The sequence below is a fragment of the Lutibacter oceani genome, from assembly GCF_003384935.1.
In the GTDB taxonomy this organism is placed as follows: domain Bacteria; phylum Bacteroidota; class Bacteroidia; order Flavobacteriales; family Flavobacteriaceae; genus Lutibacter; species Lutibacter oceani.
The window spans coordinates 394,861-417,393 of sequence record NZ_QTTQ01000011.1 but is presented as its reverse complement, the minus strand read 5'-3'; the positions used below and the strand labels follow the sequence as shown (position 1 = coordinate 417,393).

24 protein-coding genes are annotated in these 22,533 nt (G+C 29.6%); 15 read left to right on the top strand and 9 right to left on the bottom strand.

Annotated features, from left to right (window positions below; all coding sequences use genetic code 11):
- Positions 1 to 4: 4 nt before the first annotated feature.
- Positions 5 to 406, bottom strand: a complete 402-nt coding sequence (locus tag BX611_RS11170; RefSeq protein ID WP_115881230.1) for a DUF6146 family protein — start codon at positions 404 to 406, stop codon at positions 5 to 7.
- A gap of 95 nt (positions 407 to 501) precedes the next feature.
- Here BX611_RS11170 and BX611_RS11165 point away from each other — a divergent pair, with 95 nt between their 5' ends.
- Entirely contained in the window at positions 502 to 1,065 is a 564-nt protein-coding gene (locus tag BX611_RS11165) for a DNA-3-methyladenine glycosylase I (RefSeq protein WP_115881228.1), read from the top strand.
- Between the two features lie 100 nt (positions 1,066 to 1,165).
- Here the strand turns inward: BX611_RS11165 and BX611_RS11160 are convergent, their stop codons facing one another.
- Complete coding sequence (locus BX611_RS11160; protein WP_115881226.1) at positions 1,166 to 2,176, bottom strand: SRPBCC family protein; 1,011 nt, start codon at positions 2,174 to 2,176, stop codon at positions 1,166 to 1,168.
- A gap of 288 nt (positions 2,177 to 2,464) precedes the next feature.
- Between BX611_RS11160 and BX611_RS11150 the strand changes: the two genes are divergently transcribed.
- The 3 genes from BX611_RS11150 to BX611_RS11140 all read left to right on the top strand — a co-directional run bounded on the left by BX611_RS11150 (position 2,465) and on the right by BX611_RS11140 (position 5,781).
- Positions 2,465 to 3,181 (top strand): SDR family NAD(P)-dependent oxidoreductase, encoded by a 717-nt coding sequence (locus BX611_RS11150; RefSeq protein WP_115881222.1) that lies wholly within the window; start codon positions 2,465 to 2,467, stop codon positions 3,179 to 3,181.
- Positions 3,182 to 3,209: 28 nt separating this feature from the next.
- Positions 3,210 to 3,602 carry a pyrophosphohydrolase domain-containing protein gene (locus tag BX611_RS11145; protein WP_115881220.1) on the top strand — a complete coding sequence of 131 codons (393 nt, stop codon included), beginning with the start codon at positions 3,210 to 3,212 and terminating at the stop codon, positions 3,600 to 3,602.
- Between the two features lie 82 nt (positions 3,603 to 3,684).
- Positions 3,685 to 5,781, top strand: a complete 2,097-nt coding sequence (locus BX611_RS11140; RefSeq protein ID WP_115881218.1) for a M13 family metallopeptidase — start codon at positions 3,685 to 3,687, stop codon at positions 5,779 to 5,781.
- A 26-nt stretch (positions 5,782 to 5,807) separates the two neighbouring features.
- On the opposite strand, the gene nadB is transcribed toward BX611_RS11140, so the two are convergent.
- The 3 genes from nadB to BX611_RS11125 all read right to left on the bottom strand — a co-directional run bounded on the left by nadB (position 5,808) and on the right by BX611_RS11125 (position 9,591).
- On the bottom strand, positions 5,808 to 7,403 hold the full coding sequence (nadB, locus tag BX611_RS11135) for an L-aspartate oxidase (protein WP_240324968.1): 1,596 nt from the start codon (positions 7,401 to 7,403) through the stop codon (positions 5,808 to 5,810).
- A gap of 11 nt (positions 7,404 to 7,414) precedes the next feature.
- Positions 7,415 to 8,410 carry a quinolinate synthase NadA gene (gene nadA, locus BX611_RS11130; protein WP_115881216.1) on the bottom strand — a complete coding sequence of 332 codons (996 nt, stop codon included), beginning with the start codon at positions 8,408 to 8,410 and terminating at the stop codon, positions 7,415 to 7,417.
- 119 nt (positions 8,411 to 8,529) lie between these two features.
- A complete protein-coding gene (locus tag BX611_RS11125; protein WP_115881214.1) occupies positions 8,530 to 9,591 on the bottom strand; it encodes a branched-chain amino acid aminotransferase in 1,062 nt (353 codons plus the stop codon).
- 125 nt (positions 9,592 to 9,716) lie between these two features.
- Between BX611_RS11125 and BX611_RS11120 the strand changes: the two genes are divergently transcribed.
- The 3 genes from BX611_RS11120 to mnmD are packed head-to-tail and all read left to right on the top strand — an operon-like array spanning position 9,717 to position 11,320.
- Positions 9,717 to 10,223 (top strand): DUF4920 domain-containing protein, encoded by a 507-nt coding sequence (locus BX611_RS11120; protein WP_115881212.1) that lies wholly within the window; start codon positions 9,717 to 9,719, stop codon positions 10,221 to 10,223.
- Between the two features lie 2 nt (positions 10,224 to 10,225).
- A complete protein-coding gene (locus BX611_RS11115; protein WP_115881210.1) occupies positions 10,226 to 10,654 on the top strand; it encodes a hypothetical protein in 429 nt (142 codons plus the stop codon).
- Between the two features lie 3 nt (positions 10,655 to 10,657).
- The gene (gene mnmD / locus BX611_RS11110; protein ID WP_115881208.1) at positions 10,658 to 11,320 is read left to right on the top strand and encodes a tRNA (5-methylaminomethyl-2-thiouridine)(34)-methyltransferase MnmD; all 663 of its coding nucleotides are present in this window, start codon (positions 10,658 to 10,660) and stop codon (positions 11,318 to 11,320) included.
- A gap of 147 nt (positions 11,321 to 11,467) precedes the next feature.
- Here mnmD and BX611_RS11105 read toward each other — a convergent pair whose 3' ends face one another.
- Together BX611_RS11105 and BX611_RS11100 are read right to left on the bottom strand one after the other, a co-directional pair.
- Positions 11,468 to 12,592: a glycosyltransferase family 2 protein gene (locus BX611_RS11105; RefSeq protein WP_240324967.1), complete on the bottom strand. Its 1,125-nt coding sequence runs from the start codon at positions 12,590 to 12,592 to the stop codon at positions 11,468 to 11,470.
- Positions 12,592 to 13,479, bottom strand: coding sequence for a lysylphosphatidylglycerol synthase domain-containing protein (locus tag BX611_RS11100; RefSeq protein WP_162880020.1), 888 nt, complete (start codon positions 13,477 to 13,479; stop codon positions 12,592 to 12,594). Before BX611_RS11100 ends, BX611_RS11105 begins: the two co-directional genes overlap by 1 nt.
- A gap of 75 nt (positions 13,480 to 13,554) precedes the next feature.
- Here BX611_RS11100 and ruvC point away from each other — a divergent pair, with 75 nt between their 5' ends.
- Positions 13,555 to 14,109: a crossover junction endodeoxyribonuclease RuvC gene (gene ruvC / locus BX611_RS11095; protein WP_115881201.1), complete on the top strand. Its 555-nt coding sequence runs from the start codon at positions 13,555 to 13,557 to the stop codon at positions 14,107 to 14,109.
- On the opposite strand, the gene BX611_RS11090 is transcribed toward ruvC, so the two are convergent.
- Positions 14,110 to 14,397 (bottom strand): putative quinol monooxygenase, encoded by a 288-nt coding sequence (locus BX611_RS11090; protein ID WP_115881199.1) that lies wholly within the window; start codon positions 14,395 to 14,397, stop codon positions 14,110 to 14,112.
- Between the two features lie 114 nt (positions 14,398 to 14,511).
- On the opposite strand from BX611_RS11090, the gene hemW reads away from it, so the two are divergent.
- Genes hemW through BX611_RS11075 form a run of 3 tightly spaced genes read left to right on the top strand, consistent with a single transcriptional unit; the run spans position 14,512 to position 16,656 of the window.
- Complete coding sequence (gene hemW, locus BX611_RS11085; protein WP_115881197.1) at positions 14,512 to 15,651, top strand: radical SAM family heme chaperone HemW; 1,140 nt, start codon at positions 14,512 to 14,514, stop codon at positions 15,649 to 15,651.
- 34 nt (positions 15,652 to 15,685) lie between these two features.
- A complete protein-coding gene (locus BX611_RS11080) occupies positions 15,686 to 16,294 on the top strand; it encodes a DUF4230 domain-containing protein (protein WP_115881195.1) in 609 nt (202 codons plus the stop codon).
- Between the two features lie 5 nt (positions 16,295 to 16,299).
- Positions 16,300 to 16,656 carry an MmcQ/YjbR family DNA-binding protein gene (locus BX611_RS11075; RefSeq protein WP_115881193.1) on the top strand — a complete coding sequence of 119 codons (357 nt, stop codon included), beginning with the start codon at positions 16,300 to 16,302 and terminating at the stop codon, positions 16,654 to 16,656.
- Between the two features lie 60 nt (positions 16,657 to 16,716).
- Here BX611_RS11075 and BX611_RS11070 read toward each other — a convergent pair whose 3' ends face one another.
- Entirely contained in the window at positions 16,717 to 17,559 is an 843-nt protein-coding gene (locus tag BX611_RS11070; RefSeq protein WP_115881191.1) for an AraC family transcriptional regulator, read from the bottom strand.
- A 137-nt stretch (positions 17,560 to 17,696) separates the two neighbouring features.
- Between BX611_RS11070 and BX611_RS11065 the strand changes: the two genes are divergently transcribed.
- The 4 genes from BX611_RS11065 to BX611_RS11050 all read left to right on the top strand — a co-directional run bounded on the left by BX611_RS11065 (position 17,697) and on the right by BX611_RS11050 (position 22,447).
- The gene (locus BX611_RS11065) at positions 17,697 to 18,611 is read left to right on the top strand and encodes a dihydrodipicolinate synthase family protein (RefSeq protein ID WP_115881189.1); all 915 of its coding nucleotides are present in this window, start codon (positions 17,697 to 17,699) and stop codon (positions 18,609 to 18,611) included.
- 167 nt (positions 18,612 to 18,778) lie between these two features.
- Positions 18,779 to 20,359: an aldehyde dehydrogenase (NADP(+)) gene (locus tag BX611_RS11060; protein ID WP_115881187.1), complete on the top strand. Its 1,581-nt coding sequence runs from the start codon at positions 18,779 to 18,781 to the stop codon at positions 20,357 to 20,359.
- 5 nt (positions 20,360 to 20,364) lie between these two features.
- A complete protein-coding gene (locus tag BX611_RS11055; protein ID WP_115881185.1) occupies positions 20,365 to 22,095 on the top strand; it encodes a DUF885 domain-containing protein in 1,731 nt (576 codons plus the stop codon).
- Complete coding sequence (locus BX611_RS11050; protein WP_115881934.1) at positions 22,085 to 22,447, top strand: endonuclease domain-containing protein; 363 nt, start codon at positions 22,085 to 22,087, stop codon at positions 22,445 to 22,447. The genes BX611_RS11055 and BX611_RS11050 overlap by 11 nt, the downstream gene beginning before the upstream one ends.
- Positions 22,448 to 22,533: the final 86 nt, after the last annotated feature.

The following is a 22,533-nucleotide window of genomic DNA, read 5'->3' as shown; positions in this document are numbered from 1 at the left end:
TGTATTAAAATTTTTGCCCATAATTGTGTTCAACAAATTTAAAATAGTTGTAAAGTTTGTAATTTACATCTAAGCCATAATCAACATTAAAATCGTAATCAATAACATTTTCATAAATTTTACTATTATATCTTAATGGGTTTGTAGCTCTTATATTCCATTCTGTAACATAAAACTTATTTTTAGTTTCATAATAAGATTGTGAATAATAATTTGCAGGTTTTGCTATAGTATATAAATAAGTTTCAAAACCGGGATCAATAATAATTATTTCATATTCTAAATCGTCATTTGCTATTCTAACTGCTCCTTCAGGAAGTTGAGTGTCATCTGTTGTAGTTTTTGTTGTTGAGCCGCATCCAACAAGAAACAACCCAATTGCTAAATAATAAATTAATTTTCTCATAATCAGGTATTTTAAGTACTTTAAAATGCGCAAAAATCATTCCAGTTTTTACTTCTGAAATTTTTATTTTACCTTGTGAATTAAACAATAATAGTATGAATAAAACACGTTGTAATTGGTGTGGAACAGATCCACTTTATATGGAATATCATGATTCTGAATGGGGTGTACCTGTATATGATGATGCAAAATTATTTGAATTTTTAATTTTAGAGACTTTTCAGGCTGGTTTAAGTTGGATTACAATTCTTAGAAAACGAGAAAATTTTAGAGTAGCTTTTGATAATTTTAATTATAAAAAAATTGCAAAATATAATGAAACCAAGTTTGAGGAACTTATTCAAAATGCTGGTATTATTAGAAACAAACTTAAAATAAAAGCTACTATTTCAAATGCAGTTGCTTTTATAGAAGTACAAAAGGAATTTGGTTCTTTTTCTAACTATATTTGGAATTTTACAAACGGAAAACCTATAAAAAACAACCCTAAAACTTTAAAAGAAGTACCTGCAACAACTGAACTTTCAGATATTATTTCAAAAGATTTAAAAAAGCGTGGTTTTAAGTTTGTTGGTTCAACGGTAATATATGCTCATATGCAAGCAACAGGTATGGTAAACGACCATATTATTGATTGTTTTAGATATAATGAAGTGTAATTTTTTGTAAAACTGAACTTGTCTAAGTTGGGTTAATATTCTTATTTAAGATGTATCATCAAGTTTAGTTTTATTTTGACTTCACCTAAAATAAATACCTTTAATTTATAGGAATGTAAATTTCAGTAACCCATTTAGCTGGGTTAGGATTGTCGTTTGGACCAATAGTATATACTTCAAAAGGTTCTCCACCATCTAACTCAGTATGTCCTTTTTCAGTAAGCGATTTATAAGCTACTTCCCAGGCTTTGTTTAAGTAAGTGTAGCTTCCTTTAAAAATAGTTTTAAATGTTTTTTGAGGTTTTAAAAAACCAGTTAAAACATCATCTGTTGTAATTATTCGTTCTTTTACAGGAATACAAGTTGAAAACATAGTTGTTTTATTTGTTTCGTCCCAATTATGAGTTAATAAAAAGGGTTTGCCAGAAGCTTCAATAGAATTGTCTTCCATAAATTTTATAACAACCGGAAACATTTCTGCCATTTTTTTATTGATTACATTAATTTTACAAGAAGTTGTTTGATATAAATAATATCCCCCTCCATAATCTACTTCGCCAATAATATTAAAAGAATGTTTGTCCATTTCTTTTAAAATATGTTGTTCTAACAATTCAAGACCTCGGTTATACATTGGAATCATATTTTTTTCTATGCCTCCTTGGGTTAACCAATAAACTTTTTCTCCAAAAGAACTGTTTCCTCTCATTCCCCAAGTAACTTCATTCCCAGTATCAGTATTTTTAATTTCCCAGTAAACTTCGGGAGTACTTCCTGTTCCAAAATCTATTTGTTGAATAATTTCCTTGTTTGGAATAATTGAAATTGTTTTTATAGAGCCAATTCCATCTTTTCCTGTCCAAGTGTATGAAGCTCCAACTCCTGAAGTTACTTCAGGATACGACGCTACAATTGTACTGTCTAATTCTAGCCAAGGACCCCAATATTGCCAATTTTTATAATCATTAATATTATCAAAAATAACTTCCGCAGGAGCTTTAATTATTCGAGATTGTTTAATGTTATATTCAGATTCCAATGTTGCAATATATATAGCAAATCCAATAACTACTATTAAAAGTAACAGAAGAATATATTTTAAGAATCTCATTTTTTAGATTTTTTAAATAACTAATTTACGAAATAAAATCTAAGAAATTTAACTTACTTTAATGTAATGAAAAAGTAATTAAAGTGAATATTGCAACTATTAAGAAAAGAGCAATAACTATAATAAAAGTGTTCTTATAATATTTTTTATGAATTTTAATATCTTTTCTGTAACTCCAAATCATTAAAATAGTAAATGCAATTATAAAAAAAGCTGCAAATATAAGCTGTCCTTTGCTAAACATATTAATTGTGTATATTTAACATCAAAAGTACGTAAATTTTCAATATGAAAAATGCATTAATTATTGGAGCAACCTCAGGAATAGGTAAAGAACTTTCCAAGCTTTTAGTTAACGATAATTATAAGGTTTTAATAACCGGTAGACGTGAAAATTTATTGAATGAAATTAAAGAAACCAATCCTGAAAAGTACCTAATAAAGGTTCATGATGTCACCAATTTAAATTCTTGTGAAAAACTGTTTGAAGAAGTTGAAAATGAATTAAAAACTATAGATTTAATTGTTTATAGTTCTGGAGTTGGTGAGCCAAATTATAAACTTGAATGGGAAAAAGAAATACCAACTTTAAACACGAATATTTTGGCTGCCACTAAAATTTATGGTTTGGCTTATAATTTTTTCAGAAAACAAGGTTATGGACATTTAGTTGGAATTTCATCAATCGCTTCAATTAGAGGAAATAGACATACACCTGCATATTTTGCTTCAAAAGCATTTCAAGCAAGTTATTTGGAATCGCTTTATATGAAAGGGAAAAGAAGTAAAGCAAGTATTTATGTTACTGATATTCAACCTGGATTTGTTGATACAGCAATGGCTCTAGGTGATACATTTTGGATGGCTTCATTAAAAAAAGCTACAAAGCAAATTTATTCAGCTATTAAAAATAAAAAGAAAAAAGCTTACATAACAAAACGTTGGAGGTTGGTAGCTTTTGTTTTAAAAATTGTACCAACAAAATTATTGTATAAAATATCTTAAAACTAACAAATTAGAAATTATAAAATAAATGAAGGGAAAAATAAAAGCAGTACAAGAGTTTCATGAAGCCTTTGGATTAGGAATAAATCATGAGCCAATAGCTAAATTACCAGAGAGCAAACTAAAATTACGATTTGATTTAATGGCTGAAGAAAATGAAGAATATTTAGAAGCTGCAAAAGAAAATGATCTGGTTGAAGTGGCAGATGCTTTAGGTGATATGTTGTATATTTTATGTGGAACTATTTTAGAGCACGGAATGCAATATAAAATTGAAGCAATTTTTAATGAAATTCAACGGAGTAATATGAGTAAACTTGGAGCAAACGGAAAACCAATTTACCGTGAAGATGGAAAGGTTATGAAAGGACCTAATTATTTTAAACCAAATATTTCAGAAATTTTAGAAGAAAAATCTTAACAAATTTTTAAGTCAACTTTTAAAGTAAATAGCGTTATTTTATATGTTTTAAAAATCCAAACAATTAATTCAATCTAATATTATGAAAATTTTAATTAAAAAGTTAATGTTATACACTTCAATTGTAGCATTAACCTTATTTATTTCCTGTAAAAAGGAAAAACAAGTTGAAGAAGAGAAAATACCTGGAATTATTGTCGAAAATATGGACACATCTGTACGTCCAAATGATGATTTCTTTAGATATGTAAATGGAAGTTGGTTAGATAAAACTGAAATACCAGCAGATAGAACTTCTTGGGGAAGTTTTAATGAATTAAGAAAAAAAACAGATGCTGATGTACTTACAATTTTAAGTGAGGCAATAGCTGAAGATAAATTCCCTAAATTAAAAGATGCTCAAGGAAACTTAACCTTAGAATCTGATCAAAAAAAGGCAGTAAATTTTTATGAATCAATTATGGATACTGTTGCAAGAGATCAACAAGGTTTAGACCCAATTATGCCATTTTTAAATAAAATTGATGCTATTGGAAATTTAAATGATTTACAAAACTTACTTACTGAAATGGCACCTTATGGATATGGTGGCTTTTTTGGTTTTGCAGTTTTTAATGACTTGAAAGACAGTAAAATGAATGCTGGTTATGTTACTCCTGCAGGTTTAGGTTTGTCACGTGATTATTATGTTGATCAAGATGAAGATACTAAAGAAAAACGTGTAAAATACATAGCTCATATTGCAAGAATGCTTCAGTATTTTGGAGATTCAGAAGAAGTATCAAAAGTAAATGCTCAAAAGGTATTTGATTATGAATATAACTTAGCTGAGCCAAGATTCACAAAAGAAGAATCTAGAGATACCAGAAAACTATACAATCCAAAAACTATTGAAGAGATTACAGCTTTAACTCCCTCAGTTAATTGGGAAACATATTTTAAAGGTTTAGGAATTGATAATCTTGAACGCGTAATTGTTATGCAGCCTAAATATATGGAAGCAGTTGAGAAAATACTTACAACCAGTTCAATGGATGATATTAAATTATACTTACGTTGGACTGCAATAGATAGAGCTGCAGGATTATTAAATAACGAGTTAGAAGTAGCTAATTGGGAATTTTATAGTAAAGAATTACGTGGTGTACAGCAACAAAGACCAAGAGATGAAAGAGCATTGGCTAATTTAAATGGTTCAATTGGTGAAGCATTAGGGAAGTTATACGTTGACAAAAAGTTTCCGCCAGAAGCAAAAGCAAAAGCTGAGGAAATGATTAAAAATGTGATGCTAGGTTTTGAGAAAAGAATTAACGCTTTAGAATGGATGAGTGCTGAAACCAAGCTAAAAGCTATTGAAAAATTAGATAAAATGACAGTTAAAATTGCATATCCAGATAAATGGAAAGATTATGCGGCTTTGGATGTAAAATCTATTGAAGATGGTGGTTCTTATTTTCAAAATACTGTAAACATTTCAAAATGGAATTTTGAAGAAAACATGGAGAAAATAGGAAAACCTGTTGACAGATCTGAATGGGGAATGGCGCCACAAATTGTAAATGCTTATTTTAATCCGGTAAATAATGAAATTGTTTTTCCAGCAGCAATTTTACAACCTCCATTTTATAATTACCAAGCTGATGAGGCAGTTAATTATGGTGGAATTGGTGCTGTAATTGGACATGAAATTTCACATTGTTTTGATGATTCAGGTGCAAGATTTGATGCAGATGGGAATTTAAATAACTGGTGGACGGATGAAGATTTAGAACAATTTACAGCTTTAGGAAAAAAATTAACAGATCAATATAGTGCTGTGCAAGCATTAGAAGATGTAAAATTAAATGGTGAATTTACCTTAGGTGAAAACATTGGTGATTTAGGAGGCATAAATGCAGCTTATGATGGCTTGCAAATTTTTTATGAAAAAAATGGAAGGCCTGATGATATAGATGGGTTTACTGCTGAGCAACGTTTTTATATGTCTTGGGGAACTATTTGGAGAACTATTATGAGAGATGAGGCTATGAAAAATTTAATTAAAACAGATCCTCATTCACCTGGAATGTACAGAGCCTATATGCCATTGCAAAATGTAGATGCTTTTTATGCAGCTTTTAATATTGTAGATGGTGATAAAATGTATTTAAAACCAGAAGATAGAGTTAAAATCTGGTAAGATATAAAATAATAAAAAAGGAGCTTTTAAAGCTCCTTTTTTATTAAATCTGCACTATAAAAACCACCTCTGTTTTCTTTTCTGTTTTTTGAAAACTGTGTAATTAAATATGCTGTAGTTATTAAGTTTCTTAGTTCACACAAATCAGTTGAAAGCTCAGAATGGTCATACAACCGTTTATTGTCTTCATACAAAACTCTTAATCTTCTTTCTGCACGTAATAATCGTTCATTAGAACGTACAATACCAACATAATTACTCATAATAGTTTTTACTTCATTTCTATCATGTGTAATTAAAATTTTCTCCATATTTTTCACAACACCGCTATCATTCCAAACAGGAACATTTTGTGGTTCTTTAATTTTATGAAATCGTTTTTTTAGATTTTCACACGCGTTGTGAGAAAAAACAAGTCCTTCTAGTAAAGAATTTGAAGCTAATCTGTTTGCTCCGTGTAAACCAGATCTTGTAACTTCACCAGAAGCATATAAATTTTTAAGGGAAGTTTTAGCTTTTTTATTAATATTTACTCCGCCACAAATATAATGTTGAGCAGGAGATACAGGAATATAATCTTTACGAACATCAATTCCTAAACTCATACATTTTTCGGTAATATTTGGAAAATGTTTTTTGAAAGCTTCATAATCTAAATGTGTACAATCTAAATACACATGGGGAGTTCCACTTTTTTTAAGTTCATTATCAATTGCCCTGGCAACAATATCACGCGAAGCTAATTCTTCACGGTCATCATATTTTTTCATAAAACGTTCACCATAATAATCTCTTAAAATAGCACCTTCACCACGCACAGCTTCTGAAATTAAAAATGCAGGATATTCTCCCGGATTGAATAAAGCTGTAGGATGAAATTGAATAAATTCAACATCAGAAATTTCAGCTTTAGCTCTATAGGCCATAGCAATTCCATCTCCAGTTGCAACAACAGGATTTGTTGTAGTTATATAAACTTGCCCATTACCTCCAGTTGCTAACATAGTTACTTTTGCTGAAAAAGTTTTAACAATACTTTTCTTTTCATCTAAAACATAAGCTCCAAAACAAGTTATTTTTTCTTTTCTTTTAATTGGAAGTTTTTTAACCTGATGCTCAGTAATAAGATCAATTGCATAATGGTATGTTAAAAAAGTGATATTTTCCTTTTTTTCAACCTGTTCAATAAGTGCACGTTCAATTTCTGCACCAGTAATATCTTTATGATGTAAAATTCTATCTTGAGAATGTCCACCTTCTCTTCCTAAAGAATAGTTTCCATCTTTTGTTTTGTCGAATTTGGTACCCCAATCTATCAACTCTTGCAAACGGTCTGGAGCATCTTCTACAACCATTTTAACTATTTCTTCATCACAAATTCCATCTCCGGCTATTAGGGTGTCTTCAATGTGTTTTTCAAATGAATCCACTGTTTTATCCCAAACGGTAGATATTCCACCTTGAGCATATTTAGTATTACACTCATTTTTTTCATTTTTGGTAATAATTGTAATTGTGGAGTCTTTAAAATGTTGTGCAGTTTTTAAAGCAAAAGACAGCCCAGCAATTCCTGAACCAATTACTAAAAAATCGGTTTTGTGTATTTTTTTTTCAGCGTTCATTTTAGAAATAATTATTTCGAAAGTTCAAGCATACGCTCAATTGAAACCAATGCTTTTTTACTTAATTCAGGATCAACTTCAACATTTGGTAACTCGTATTTTAAGCACAAATACAATTTTCTCATAGTATTCATTTTCATATAAAAACATTCACTACAATTACAACTATCATCTTCAACAGGAGCAGGTATTAGTATTTTATCAGGTGAGTCCTGTCTCATTTTATGTAAAATACCAACTTCCGTAGCAACAATAAATGTTTTTGCTTTACTTGTTTTTACATAGTTTAATAATCCAGATGTTGAGCCAACATATTTGGCTACCTTTAATAAATGAGCTTCAGATTCAGGATGTGCAATAATTTCAGCACCTGGATTTTCAGCATATAAATTTAAAATTTTATCTATTGAAAATGCTTCGTGTACCATACAAGCACCATCCCAAAGTAACATATCTCTACCAGTTTTTTTAATTAGCCAAGCACCTAAATTTCTGTCAGGAGCAAATATTATTGGTTGGTCTTTTGGTATTGAATTTATAATTTTTTCAGCATTGGAAGATGTACAAACAATATCTGTTAAAGCTTTTATTTCTGCCGAAGTGTTTACATAAGAAACTACAATATGATTTGGATGTTCTTTTTTAAATGCTGCAAAATCTGCTGGTGGACAAGAATCTGCCAATGAGCAGCCTGCCTTTAAATCGGGCAGTAAAACTTTCTTTTTAGGATTCAGAATTTTAGCAGTTTCGGCCATAAAATGCACACCTGCAAATACAATAATATCTGCATTAGTCGTTGCCGCTTTTTGTGCCAATGCCAAACTGTCACCAACAAAATCAGCAATATCTTGTATAGCATCTTCTTGGTAATAATGTGCAAGAATTACTGCATTTTTTTCTTTTCTAAGTTTATTTATTTCTTTAACATAATCAATATTTTTAGGTATTTTAATATCTAAAAATCCTTTTTTGTGTATGTTTTTCTTTGCCTCTTTTAATGTAGCCATAAGTTTTTTTACTTGGTTCAAACCAATAAATATGCCAAACAATCGGATAATAATCCGATTGTTTAAGCAAATGCAATTTATAAAAAGTTATGATTTTAGGCAAGTAATACCTAATTTGATTATTGTACCTTAAATCTCCAGCCAAATTTATCTTCGGCAAGATTTCTTTGAATATCTGTTAAGCTTTTTTTGATAAAAGATGCATAACTATTTTCTACTTTAGGTAATTCAAATTTTTCGCCTTTGTGTGCAAAACCTAAGATTGGACTTATTACTGCTGCTGTTCCAGCCCCAAACATTTCTAAAAGTTCTCCTTTGCGTGCTGCTTCTACTATTTCAGAAACTCTAACAGGTCTCACTTCAACTTTAATATCTTTATCTTCAGCAAACTGAATAATACTTTTACGAGTAACACCATCTAAAATTCGTTCATTAGTTGGAGCAGTTAATAAAGTGTCATTCACTCTAAAAAATACGTTCATAGTTCCAGCTTCTTCCAAAAACTCATGGCTTGATGCATCGGTCCATAAAACTTGTTGGTAGCCTTGTTGAGCAGCTAATTTAGCTGGATAAAAAGATGCAGCATAATTACCTGCTGCTTTTGCGTAACCTACACCTCCATTGGCAGATCTACTATATTTATCTGCTATTTCAACTCTTACTTCACCAGCATAATACGCTTGAACAGGTGAGCAGATAATCATAAATTTATATTTGTTTGATGATGAAGCAGAAACACAATTTTCTGTTGCAATTACAAACGGACGAATGTAAAGTGCATTTCCTTCACCTTTTTGAACCCACTCACTATCCAATTTTAATAATTCGGTAAGGCCTTCAAAAAAATATTCTTTTGGAAAAGCAGGCATATCTAAACGTTCAGCAGATTTGTTAATGCGTTCCTGATTTTGGTCTGGTCTAAATAACCAAACATCATTATTTTCGTCTTTATAGGCTTTCATTCCTTCAAAAACAGCTTGTCCGTAATGAAAAACTTTTGCAGAAGGATCAAGTGTTAGTGCTTGATAAGGTCTAATTTTAGGAGTTTGCCATTCACCATTTTCAAAATCGCATTCAAACATGTGATCAGTAAATACCTGACCAAATTTTAAATCGCTAAAATCAACATTCGAAATTTTTGATTTTGCAATTTTTTCTATTTGTAAAGCCTTTGTTAACATAATTAATTATAATTTTATTTAAACAAAATTACTTATTTTTTTTAATTTATAATTTTAATTCTTTTAAATCATGGTATCTTATTTTTAATATATTTGCCTAAAATGTTGAATTTAAACAATTTGAAATGATAAAAAATACAGTATTAGTAGTATTAGCCTTGTTCTTTTTAGCTTCATGTAAAAATGAAAAAGCAAAAAAGGATGTAAAAGGAGTTGAAAAACAAGAAGTTAGTTACTTGTCTTTTGGGAATGAAATTGAAGCTGATAATGTAATTGCTAAGGAGGAAATGGCTTTAAAATATAAAGCCTTAAAAGCTGGAGATACGTTAAATATTAAGTTTGCATCAAACATTAATTCAGTTTGTAAAAGTAAGGGATGTTGGATGAATTTGGATTTAGGTGATGAACAAGAATCATTTGTAAAATTTAAGGATTATGGTTTTTTTATGCCTCTTAATTCAGATGGAAGAGAGGTGATTGTAAACGGAAAAGCATTTGTTACTACAACTTCAATTGAAGAATTACGTCATTTTGCTGAAGATGCAGGTAAAACAGAAGAAGAAATTGCTAAAATAACTGAGCCAAAATATACCTTATCGTTTGAGGCTGACGGAGTTTTAATGGTGAAATAAGAATGAGGTATTCAATTGTATTTTTATGGTGTGTTTGTTTTATTTCTTGTAATACTATTAAAAAAGATGAAGTAAAAAAAGTTGACGAAGCGTTGGTAATGTATGAGTTTTCTGAAATGGCATTGCTTATGGAAGAAATGTATAAAACCAACGAAAATTTAAAGAAAAAGATTATTAATAAAGAGGATATTGGTGAGTTTTCTGATAAATTTTTAAACATTCATTCGGCTGTTTTAACAGATCCGAAAGATAGAAACTCTAGTTTTGAAATATTTTCAAAGGCTTTTATAGAGAACCAACAAGCAGTTTTTACAGCTTCGGAAAATGAAGTTAAGGAACAATTTAATATTATGGTAAACGCTTGTGTTGCTTGTCATAAAACTACTTGTTTAGGACCAATTCCAAGAATAAAAAAATTACTTATTAAATAAATTTTGGAAAGAAAAGTAATTATTACATCTGATGGATCTTCCACTATACATTTGCCAGAATGGAATGAACAATACCATTCAAAACACGGTGCAATTCAAGAGGCAAAACATGTTTTTATAAAAAATGGGTTATCACTTTTTTCAAATAATAAAATCAATATTTTAGAAATTGGATTTGGAACAGGGTTAAATAGTTTTATTACTTTTTTAGAGGTTCCAAAATTAAATTTGGAAATTGATTATATTGGAGTGGAAGCTTACCCTGTTGCTTCAGACGAAATAGAAAAATTAAACTATGTGAAAGCATTAAATGCCCAAAATTTTGAATGTGTTTTTGAAGAAATGCACCAACAAAATTGGGAAAATTGCAACACTATTTCTCCAACATTTATGTTAACAAAAAGAAAGCAGTTTTTTAATGAAATTAATGATGTTGATTTTTTTGATTTAATTTATTTTGATGCTTTTGGAGCGAGAGTTCAACCTGAATTATGGACTGAAGAAATATTTAAAATAATGTTTAATGCTTTAAAAAATGGAGGAGTTTTAGTAACTTACAGCGCTAAAGGAAGTGTAAGACGCGCTATGCAACACGTTGGATTTACTGTTGAAAGATTGCCTGGTCCTCCTGGAAAAAGAGAAATGTTAAGAGCAACAAAATATTAGATAATAGATTATGGAAAATAGGTTCAAAAAACGAAAAAAGCCAAATTATAAACGAGCAATTATTTTAGTTATACTGTTGTTAATTATTATTTTTTTATGGTTTAACGTAGAAGATTTAATTACAGGTTTTTTTAGCACCAAATAACACTATTTTTTAAAGGTTCTTCCTTTCCAATTATAGCTTTTAAAAAAGGATAAACTACCTGCTACCATTATAAAAATTGGGTAAAGTAAACTTATAGGTAAATAATATTTTAACGATTTAATATTATTTAAAAAGTTGGAAGTTTTAAAAATTAAGACAGCGTCAATACTTATTTTTAGGACTGTGATACTTAAAAAATAATTCAAATAATTAGTAAAAATAATTGTTAAAAAACCTAAGATAATTACAGTTAAATTCATTGTAAAAACCAAAGTTCCAATAAATTTTGAAAAAGTGTTATTATAAGCTGTTGATTTTGAAGCCCACCTAAGTTGTTGATTTAAAAAGGAATTAAAATTATTTTCAGGTTTCGTTTCAACGGTTGCTTCAATAGATTTTAAGAATTTTACTTTTTCTGGATATTTTTTATTTATTTTCTCTAATAAGAAAACGTCATCACCACTTGAAATATTTGAGTTTCCAAAGAAACCATTTATTTCAATAAAAGTATTTTTATGATAACATAAATTTGCTCCGTTGCACATAAACGGGCGATTAATTCCAAAACCACCAATTGTACTTCCAATTAAACTCAAAAAATTTAAATTTTGAAAGTGGAACAAAAATGATTTTCCTGCCTTAAATTTTACGGGTGCACTTATAAAAAATGGTTGTTCTTGTTTGATAGTTTGATTGAATAATTGTAGCCAGTTTTTAGGCACTTGACAATCGGCATCTGTTGTAACAATCCAGTTGAATCTGGAATTTGAAATAGCAGTATTTATGGCATCTTTTTTAGGTGATTTGGTTTCTCTTTGGTTATTTAATAAATAAACGTTTAAGTTTGGATTATTTCTAATAAAATTTTGAATTATTGAATTAAAATCATCAGTTGATGCATCATTTATCAATAAAATTTCGAAAAGATTTTTAGGGTAATTTAATAATGAAAGTGAATGTAATAATTCAGGTAAATTTTTTGCTTCATTTCTAAAAGGGATTACAATTGAAAATGAATTTTTTGCAGATACATTTTCAAGATTAATTGTTTTAACTTTATCAAAACCAATTATAAAAGATCCAATTAACAAAAAATATATGATTGATATGAGTATAGAAAACAGCATCATACTTTTTTAATTAATTTAAAATTTAATACAAATATACTTCCTAAAATTGCTGGAATTGCAAAATTTAAAAGCCACATTATGGTAGTAATTGTTACAATTTTTAATTCATTTACTTCAACAAAGCTAAATAACCAAACAGCTATAGAGCCCTTAATTACCCAATCAAAAATTGATAAACTAGGAATTATTGATGCCATAAAATACATACAGAATAATAAATTCATTACTGTAAAATAATCTGTTTCAATGCCGAACATAGCTGTTAAAAAATAGAATTGATGCGAAAAAACAACATAACGCAAAAAGGAAAAACTAAGTGTTTTAATAAATATAAGTAGAGGTATATTTTTAAAGTATAAACTAATTTTTTGAAGTTGTAAACTTTTTCTGAATATGAAAATAACAATTATAATAATTAATAAAATTATAATATTTTGAAAATTTAATTTTGGAATTGAAAAGTTGAAATTTCTTATAAAAAAAAACATTCCAATTATTCCCAAAAAAACAGTTACAAATAATTGACTTAAATTTCCAACTAAGTTTAAAAGCATTATTTTTTTTCTTTTGTCTTTTTTAAAAAAGAGTGCTTTTGCTCCATATTCGCCTATTCTATTTGGAGTTATTATTGATACTGTAAGGGAAGCCAAACATTGTTCGTAAGCACTTAAGAAACTTATTTTTTCTTCAATAGAAACTAAGGTTTTCCATTTAAAAATTTCTAATAACCAGTTAACATCAGTAAGTAAAAGCAATATTAAAAGTAACCAGGTATTGTTTGAAATAAGAACAGATAGTTGCTCTTTTAATTGAGGAAAAGATAAAAGTTGATTGTCATTTAATTTTTGGTAAATAAAATAAAATGCACCAAATACAATTATCAATTTTAACAGCAATAATAGGTAGGGTTTATATTTGTGCAAGATATTGTACATTTGGTTTTACAAATAAACAAATAATTGAGTTCAGAAAAAATCATATTAGGAATTGATCCCGGAACAACCATTATGGGGTTTGGGTTGATTAAGATTGTAAATAAAAAAATGGAGTTAATGCAGTTGGATGAATTAATGCTTAAAAAGTATAACGACCATTATGTAAAATTAAAATTAATTTTTGAGCGTACCATACATTTAATTGAAACGTATCACCCAGATGAAATTGCGATTGAAGCTCCCTTTTTTGGTAAAAATGTGCAATCTATGTTAAAGTTGGGTAGAGCACAAGGGGTTGCTATGGCTGCGGGTTTATCTCGGGAAGTTCCAATTACAGAATATTCTCCTAAAAAAATAAAAATGGCTATTACAGGCAATGGAAATGCCAGTAAGGAGCAAGTTGCTAAAATGTTACAGAGTTTGTTAAAGATTGAAGAATTGCCAAAAAATTTAGATGCAACAGACGGTTTAGCCGCTGCTGTTTGTCATTTTTATAACAGCGGAAAAATAACTTCGGGTAAAAATTATACAGGTTGGTCGGCTTTTGTGAAACAAAATGGAAATAGAGTAAAAGAGTAACTAAACTATTACATCACATTCATAAGTTTCGTATTTTTTGTCAACAACCAATTTTCTATGTTCTCTAAAAAGATGGTATTCTTTAGAATTTTCCATTTTAACTCTATCTTCTTTTGAATCCCAATATTCAACTAAAAAGAATCTATTTTCTTCATTTCGATCTTTAAAAATATGAAAATGATCTAAACCTGCAGGTTTCGCCTCCGTTAATTCTTCAAATTTTTGAAGTTCAACAAACGAAATTCCTTCACCGTCTTTAACCTTAAATGAAACTATATATGTATACATATTAAACGCTTTTTATCAAAAATACAACAGTACTTTCACAAAAAAGGTAACTTAAATCACCTTTTGCAGTTTTTTTTTAAGTTGTACTTTTGATAAATCTAAAATTATATTGAATTGGCCGGAATTTATTTGCACATACCTTTTTGTAAGCAAGCGTGTTATTATTGCGATTTTCATTTTTCTACTTCACTAAAAAGAAAAGAAGAAATGTTAATATCAATTAAAAAAGAATTGATGTTACGAAAAGGGGAGTTGAAAAATCAAAAAATTGAAACTATTTATTTTGGAGGTGGAACTCCTTCTTTGTTGTCAATTAGAGATTTAGATGCTATTTTTAAAGTTATTTACAGTAACTACAATGTAGTTGAGAAACCAGAAATCACTTTAGAAGCTAACCCGGATGATTTATCTGAAAGTAAAATAAAAGAATTGGCAAAATCACCTATTAATAGGTTGAGTATTGGAATTCAATCTTTTTTTGAAGATGATTTAAAGTTTATGAATCGTGCTCATACAGCAGAAGAATCAAAAAAGTCGCTGTCTTTGGCAACGCGCTATTTTAATAATATTACCATCGATTTAATTTACGGCGTTCCAAATATGAGTAATGGAAAGTGGTTGGAAAATTTACAAATTGCTTTTGAATTTGGAGTTCCACATATTTCAAGTTATGCATTAACCGTTGAAGAAAAAACAGCCTTGTATAATTTAATTAAAAAAGGAAAAATTCCACCTGTTGATGAAAATTTAGCACTGCAACATTTTAATATATTAGTTGAGGAAACTGAAAAGCAAGGATTTGTTCAATATGAAATTTCAAATTTTGGCAAACAAGGCTATTTTTCAAAACACAATATGTCTTATTGGTTGGGTGAAAATTATTTAGGAATTGGACCTTCGGCACACTCATTTAATGGATCTGAAAGAGCTTGGAATGTTTCAAATAATGCGAAATATATAAAGACTTTAAATGAAAATAAACTTCCTTTAGAAACAGAAAAATTATCAGTAAATAACCAATTTAACGAGTGTATTATGACAGGTTTACGCACCATTTGGGGCGTTGATTTTAACAGCATTGAACAACAATTTGGGTTAGGCTATTTAATTCATTTAGAAAAAAATGCACAACCTTTTATTGAAAAGAAATTATTAAAAATTCAATTAAATGAGCGTGGTAACAGCATTTTAACAACTACAAAAGAAGGAAAGTTTTTAGCAGATGGAATTGCAAGTGATTTATTTATAATCTAAAAACAATGCTTATATTTGAGTAACTACAAAAACTATGGAATTACTTTTAGGAACTTTATTGGGTGTAATGCTTACCTATTGGGGAATGCAATTTTTTAATAAAAAGAAGAATTCTCAACAAACCGAAAAACAGTCGGTTGTGTTAATGGAAAAAATTAAAAGTGTTTGTAAGTTAATTTCAGTGGAAGGTGATTTTGCTGAAATTTATCATTATGAAAACACTAAAAATCACTTTTTAAATTTAGTAACAAGTAAAAAGAAAGCCATTTTATTAATTAATGCAAAAGCGCATATTGGGTACGATTTATCTCAAATAAAACTGGAATCAAATAATAATAAAAAGGAAATAATTCTCACCCATTTTCCTGAACCAAAAATTTTAACTGTTGAAACTGAGGTAAAATATTACGATAAAGTAGACGGCTATTTTAATAAATTTAATGCCGCAGATTTAACAGGTTTAAACAAAGAGGCAAAATCATTTATTGTTGAAAAAATACCAGAAAGTGGATTGATTGATTCGGCAAAAAAAGAAGCTTTGGATACAATTTTAATGATTGAACAATTATTAGAAACTACTGGATGGAAATTAAATTATTCACAGTTGATTTTACCTAATATTGAAACTAAAAAGTTAGACTAATAGTTATGAATATTGAAGAATTTAGAGAGTATTGTTTATCAAAAAGGTACGTGACAGAATGTTTTCCATTTGATGAAAAAACCTTGGTTTTTAAAGTTGCTGATAAAATGTTTGCCTTATCGGGTTTAGAAAATCATCCATCAACGGTAAATTTAAAATGCGATCCAGAAAAATCTATTCAATTGAGAGAAGAATTTGAAGACGTTATAGCCGGTTTTCATATGAGCAAAAAACATTGGAACACAATTTCAATTGAAGGAAATATTTCAAATGAATTTATAAAAGAATTGGTAGATCATTCATATGATTTGGTGGTGAAAGGAATGACCAAAAAAAAGCAAAATGAATTGGGTTTATTGTGAAATTTAATATTATTTTAGTGGTCACTGAGCGAAGTCGAAGTGAGATCCAACAGCTTATATTTAATGTTTTTTTCTATATTCAGAAGGTGTAATACCTTTGGTAGCTTTAAATTTTCTATTAAAATTGGCCAAATTGTTAAAGCCCGATTTGTAAGAAATTTCAGTAATACTTAAATCATTCTTTTTAGAAAGTAATTTGCAAGCATTTCCAATTCTAATATCAATTAAAAAGTTTACAAAAGTTTTATTAGTACGTTGTTTAAAATACCTACAAAATGCATTCGGAGTCATATTTGCAATATCAGAAACATCATGTAAACTAACTTCTTTCTGGAAATTATTCATAGTATATTGAAAAATATCGCTCATCCGTTTACCTTCATCTCCAGCGTATTTTTTTAAGTTTATTAAAGACGATAATTTGCGTTTTTCTGATTCAGAAATAAGGCGTAATATTTCTAAAAATGAAATAAATTGTTGGTATTTTGAAAGGGAATAAATTTTAGATAATAACAATGAAATAGCTTCTTTATTCGATTTCACCTTGTAGCCTAAAATAGCATTGTCAAAAAACTTTTTAAAATATTCAAATTCAGGCAAGTCAAAAAAATCTTCACCAAAAGAGTTTTTAGAAAAAAATAATGAAACCATTTCAGTTTCTTGTTCAAAGGAAGCATCACGTTTAAAAACATGTGGTAAATTTTCGCCCAAAACAAAAATATCATGTTGTTTAAAATCACCTACACAGTCACCAATAATGTAGGTTCCTTCACCTTTTAAAACAACACTAATCTGAATTTCTTTGTGTTGATGTAACTTTTCATAAAAATTTTCACCTTTATAATGTTGTACATATAAAGTAACATTTTCAGGTTTAGGTATTTTAAAGGGTAAAACTTTCATTATAATTCAGTGAGTAAGCTAATATTATTCTATTTTTATTCAAAAATAGGAAAATTAGTTAAAATAATATCATTAAATGATAAAAATAAGGTTACTTCGGTTACGTTGATAGTATAAATTTGTAAAAAACGATAAACATGGGTATACAATGGAGTGGCGTTATGCCAGCTGTAACGACTAAATTTACAAATGAAGATACATTAGATTTAGTAAATTTTGAAAAAAACATTAAAGCACAGGTTGAAGCTGGGGTAAGCGGAATTATTCTTGGCGGAACTTTAGGGGAAGCAAGCACACTAACACAAAATGAGAAGAAAATACTAATTGAAAAAACAGTTGAAATTGTTCAGAAAAAAATTCCTGTAATTATAAACATTGCGGAACAATCTACAAAAGATGCAATTGAAGCTGCTCGTTTGGCAAAGGAATATGGAGCGCAAGGACTCATGATGTTACCACCAATGCGTTATAAAGCCGATAGTCGTGAAACTGTTGTTTATTTTAAAAAAGTAGCAAATAGCACTCCGTTACCAATTATGATTTACAACAATCCTGTAGATTATGGCATTGAGGTAACCTTAGATATGTTGGCTGAATTGGCCGAATGTGAGAATATTCAGGCGGTAAAAGAATCTACTCGAGATATTTCAAATGTTACTAGAATGCGCAATCGTTTTGGAGATCGTTTCGCTATTTTGTGTGGTGTAGATACCTTAGCTTTGGAAAGTATTTTAATGGGTGCTGATGGCTGGGTTGCAGGGTTGGTTTGTGCATTTCCGGCTGAAACTGTAGCAATTTGTAATTTAGCAAAAGCGGGGAAAATTAAAGAAGCGATTACAATTTATCGTTGGTTTTTACCTTTGTTAGAGTTAGATATTAGCACTAAATTAGTACAAAATATAAAGTTAGCAGAAGTTGCAACAGGTATTGGAACGGAAAATGTGCGTGAACCTCGTTTGCCTTTGGCAGGTGAAGAACGAAATCGAGTTTTAGCAATTATAAATGAGGGTTTAAAGTCTAGACCTATATTGCCAGATTATAAAAATTTATAGTTTAATAATTTGGGTGTTACCGCAAGCGGTCGCGCTTTTGGCTTCATCTTTTTACCATGTAAAAAGGATACCGCCGCAATCGCTAACACAAAAAAACAACATGAATATTGGTCGCTGAGCGGAGTCGAAACTAATATTTTGAAACCAAAAAAATAAAAACTGCCATAATGATTACAGGAAAAAACTACATTGGAAACTTACTTTCATCAATAGGAAATAAAACTTTTAAAACATTCAATCCGCAAACAAACCTGGAAAACGAGTTTGTTTTTTCGGAAGCTTCAAATGTTGAAATTGAACAGGCAACAGAACTAGCAACAGAAGCTTTTCAAAAATTTCAAAAAGTTACAGGAGCTAAAAAATGTGAATTTTTAAATGAAATTGCCAACGAAATTGAAAATTTAGGAGATGAATTGATAAAAACATATTGTTCAGAAACTGGTTTACCCGAAGGAAGAGCTTTGGGAGAAAGAGACAGAACCGTTTTCCAGTTACGTTCATTTGCAAATTTAGTAAAAGAAGGCTCCTGGGTAGAAGCAGTAATTGATACAGCAGATCCAAATCGACAGCCAATTCCAAAAGTAGACATTAGAAAAATGTTAATTCCTTTAGGACCAGTGGTGGTTTTTGGTGCAAGTAATTTTCCGTTAGCATATTCAACCGCAGGTGGAGATACGGCAGCAGCTTTTGCAGCAGGTTGCCCGGTAATTGTAAAATCGCATCCAATGCATGCGGGCACTGGTGAATTGGTTGCTTCGGCAATTATAAAAGCAGCTGAAAAAACAGGAATGCCAAATGGTGTTTTTTCAAATTTAAATAGTAGCGGAATTGAAGTTGGAGTTTCTTTAGTAAAACATCCGGCAGTAAAAGCAGTTGGGTTTACAGGAAGTATTCGAGGAGGAAGAGCATTATATGATATGGCAGCGCAACGTTCGGAACCAATTCCGGTATTTGCAGAAATGGGAAGTATAAATCCAGTTGTAATTTTGCCAAATGCGGCAAAAATTAAAGGGACTGATTGGGCTAAAACCTATGCAGGTTCAATTACTTTAGGATCAGGACAATTTTGTACAAATCCAGGTTTAATATTGGGAATTAAAAATGATGACTTGTCAAGCTTCATCAAGGTTTTATCTGAAGAAATTGTAAAGATAGAACCATCTTGTATGCTGCATCCTAATATTATTGGGAATTATGAAAATAATAAAGCTAAAATGTTAGCGCAAAAAGGACTAGAAACTAAGGCAACTCTAGATAAGGAGTTATCTGCCAATTACGGTCGTCAGGCTATTACAACTGTTGAAGGTGCTACTTTTTTAGCAAATACAAATTTACATCAGGAAGTTTTTGGACCTTACTCTATGATTGTTCAGTGTGAAAATATAGCTCAATTAGAAGAAATTATTTCAAAATTAGAAGGACAGTTAACAGGAACAATTTTAGCTGAAAATGAATTGGAAAATTACGGAAGCATAGTTGATGCGCTTCAAAATAGAGTTGGACGTATTATTTTTAACGGAGTGCCAACAGGTGTTGAGGTTTGTCCGGCAATGGTTCATGGCGGACCGTATCCTGCTTCAACAGATAGCAGGTTTACAGCAGTTGGTACAGAATCGATAAAGCGTTGGGTGAGACCATTTAGTTTTCAAAGTTGGCCAAATGAGTTGTTGCCAAATGAATTAAAAAATGAAAATCCATTAGGAATTTTGAGAGTTGTTGATGGAAAACGAACCAATTCTAACATATAAATATTATGAAATATACATCTGGGTTTATCATTTTATTAATTACTTTCATTGCTTGCACATCAGGAAATGAAACTGATAATGCTGCATCAACAGAGTTACAGGCGAGTATCAATTCTTATGAAAATCATAAAGGCTATGATGAAAAAGAATTTCCATTAGGATTATATACCGAGCAATATTATAAAAAAGAGGCTGATTTTGCTAAAAAAGAATTAGCCGAATTATCTAAAGTTATCTCAGAAGATTTATCTGAATCAGAAAAAATATCTTTAGAGCTATTAAAGTTTGTACTTCAAGAAAATATTGATTTTTACCAATTTGATGCTTATTTAAATCCCTTATTATCAGATTCGGGTTTTCATACCAGTTTGCCTTATCAAGTTAGAAGCTTTTCAACACATCAACAATTTGTAGATTACCTAAATAAATTAAATGCGTTGCCATTATTTGTTGAACAGCATATTTCTTTAATGAGAAAAGGATTAGAAAAAGGCATTTCACAACCAAAAATAATTTTCAATAATTTTGAAGAAACTTATAATAGTCAAATAGTTGATGATTATACAAATAGTTTTTATTTTTCTCCTTTTAAAAATTTAGCTTCTAACAGTTCCCAAGAACAAAAAGACTCCCTACTAACTGCTGCGAAAGTTGTAATTGAAACAAAGGTAATTCCTCAGTTTAAATTAATTAAAGATTTTTTCGAGAATGAATATTTTGTAAAAACAAGAGAAAGAGGTGGAGTTTCAAATCAACCAAATGGAGCGGCATATTATCAAAATAGGGTTAATTATTATACTACTTCAACTATTTCAGCAGAAGAAGTACACCAAATAGGTTTAAAAGAAGTTGCAAGAATTAAAGCAGAAATGCAGCAAATTATTAATGAAGTTGGATTTAAAGGTTCTTTTTCTGAATTTTTAACTTTTTTAAGAACTGACAAGCAATTTTACGTTACAACAGGTGATAATTTATTGAAGGAAGCTAGAAATATAGCAAAAAAAATAGATGCACAATTACCTAGATTTTTTAAAACTTTGCCAAGAAAACCATATGGGGTTACTCCAGTTCCATCGGTAATTGCACCAAAATATACTGGAGGAAGATACAGTCCTTCAAATAGTGATACACAGCCAGGCTATTATTGGGTAAATACCTATAATTTGCCAAGTAGACCATTATATATTTTACCTTCTTTAACATTACATGAGGCCGTTCCGGGTCATCATTTACAAATGAGTTTAAATAATGAGTTGGGTGATGAAATTCCTCAATTTAGGCGTAATTTATACTTGTCGGCTTATGGTGAAGGATGGGGGTTGTATTCAGAATTTTTAGGAAATGACATGGGGATTTATATAACTCCTTATCAAAAATTTGGAAAATATACTTATGAAATGTGGCGAGCTTGCAGGTTGGTTGTTGATACGGGAATACATTCAAAAAACTGGACAAGAGAACAAGCTGTTGAATATTTAAAATCCAACACAGCCTTATCGTTGCATGAAGTAAATACAGAAATTGATCGTTATATCTCTTGGCCAGGGCAGGCGCTTTCATATAAAATTGGAGAATTGAAAATTAGAGAAATGAGAGATTTGGTTGAAAAAGAATTAAGAACAAAATTTGATATTAGAGCTTTTCATGAAATAATTTTAGAAGAAGGAACAGTTACACTTTCCATTCTTGAAAAAAGGATACGAGATTATATTAATAAAGTTAAAAATGAGAAATAAAATTATCCCATATGATCCAAAACTAAGAGAATATGCGAAATATTTAAGAAAAAACTCAACACTTTCTGAAGTTTTATTATGGAATAATATTAAAAAAAGAGCATTGAAAGTACAATTTCATAGACAAGTTCCAATGTTAGAATATATTGTGGATTTTTATTGTCATGAAATTGGTTTAGCAATAGAAATTGATGGAAGTAGCCATGATTATAAATATTTTTATGATGCCAAAAGGCAGGGCAGGTTAGAAAAAGAAGGAGTGAAATTTATTCGATTTTCTGATGAAGAAGTGAAAAAAGATATTTTTAATGTGTTACATTCATTAAATACAAAAATTATAGATTTGAAATAAAAACACCCACCTTACCTCCCTCAAGGGAGGATTTAGAAGTGATTTGTAAATCCCTCCTAGAGGAGGGTTAGGGAGGTGTAAAGTAT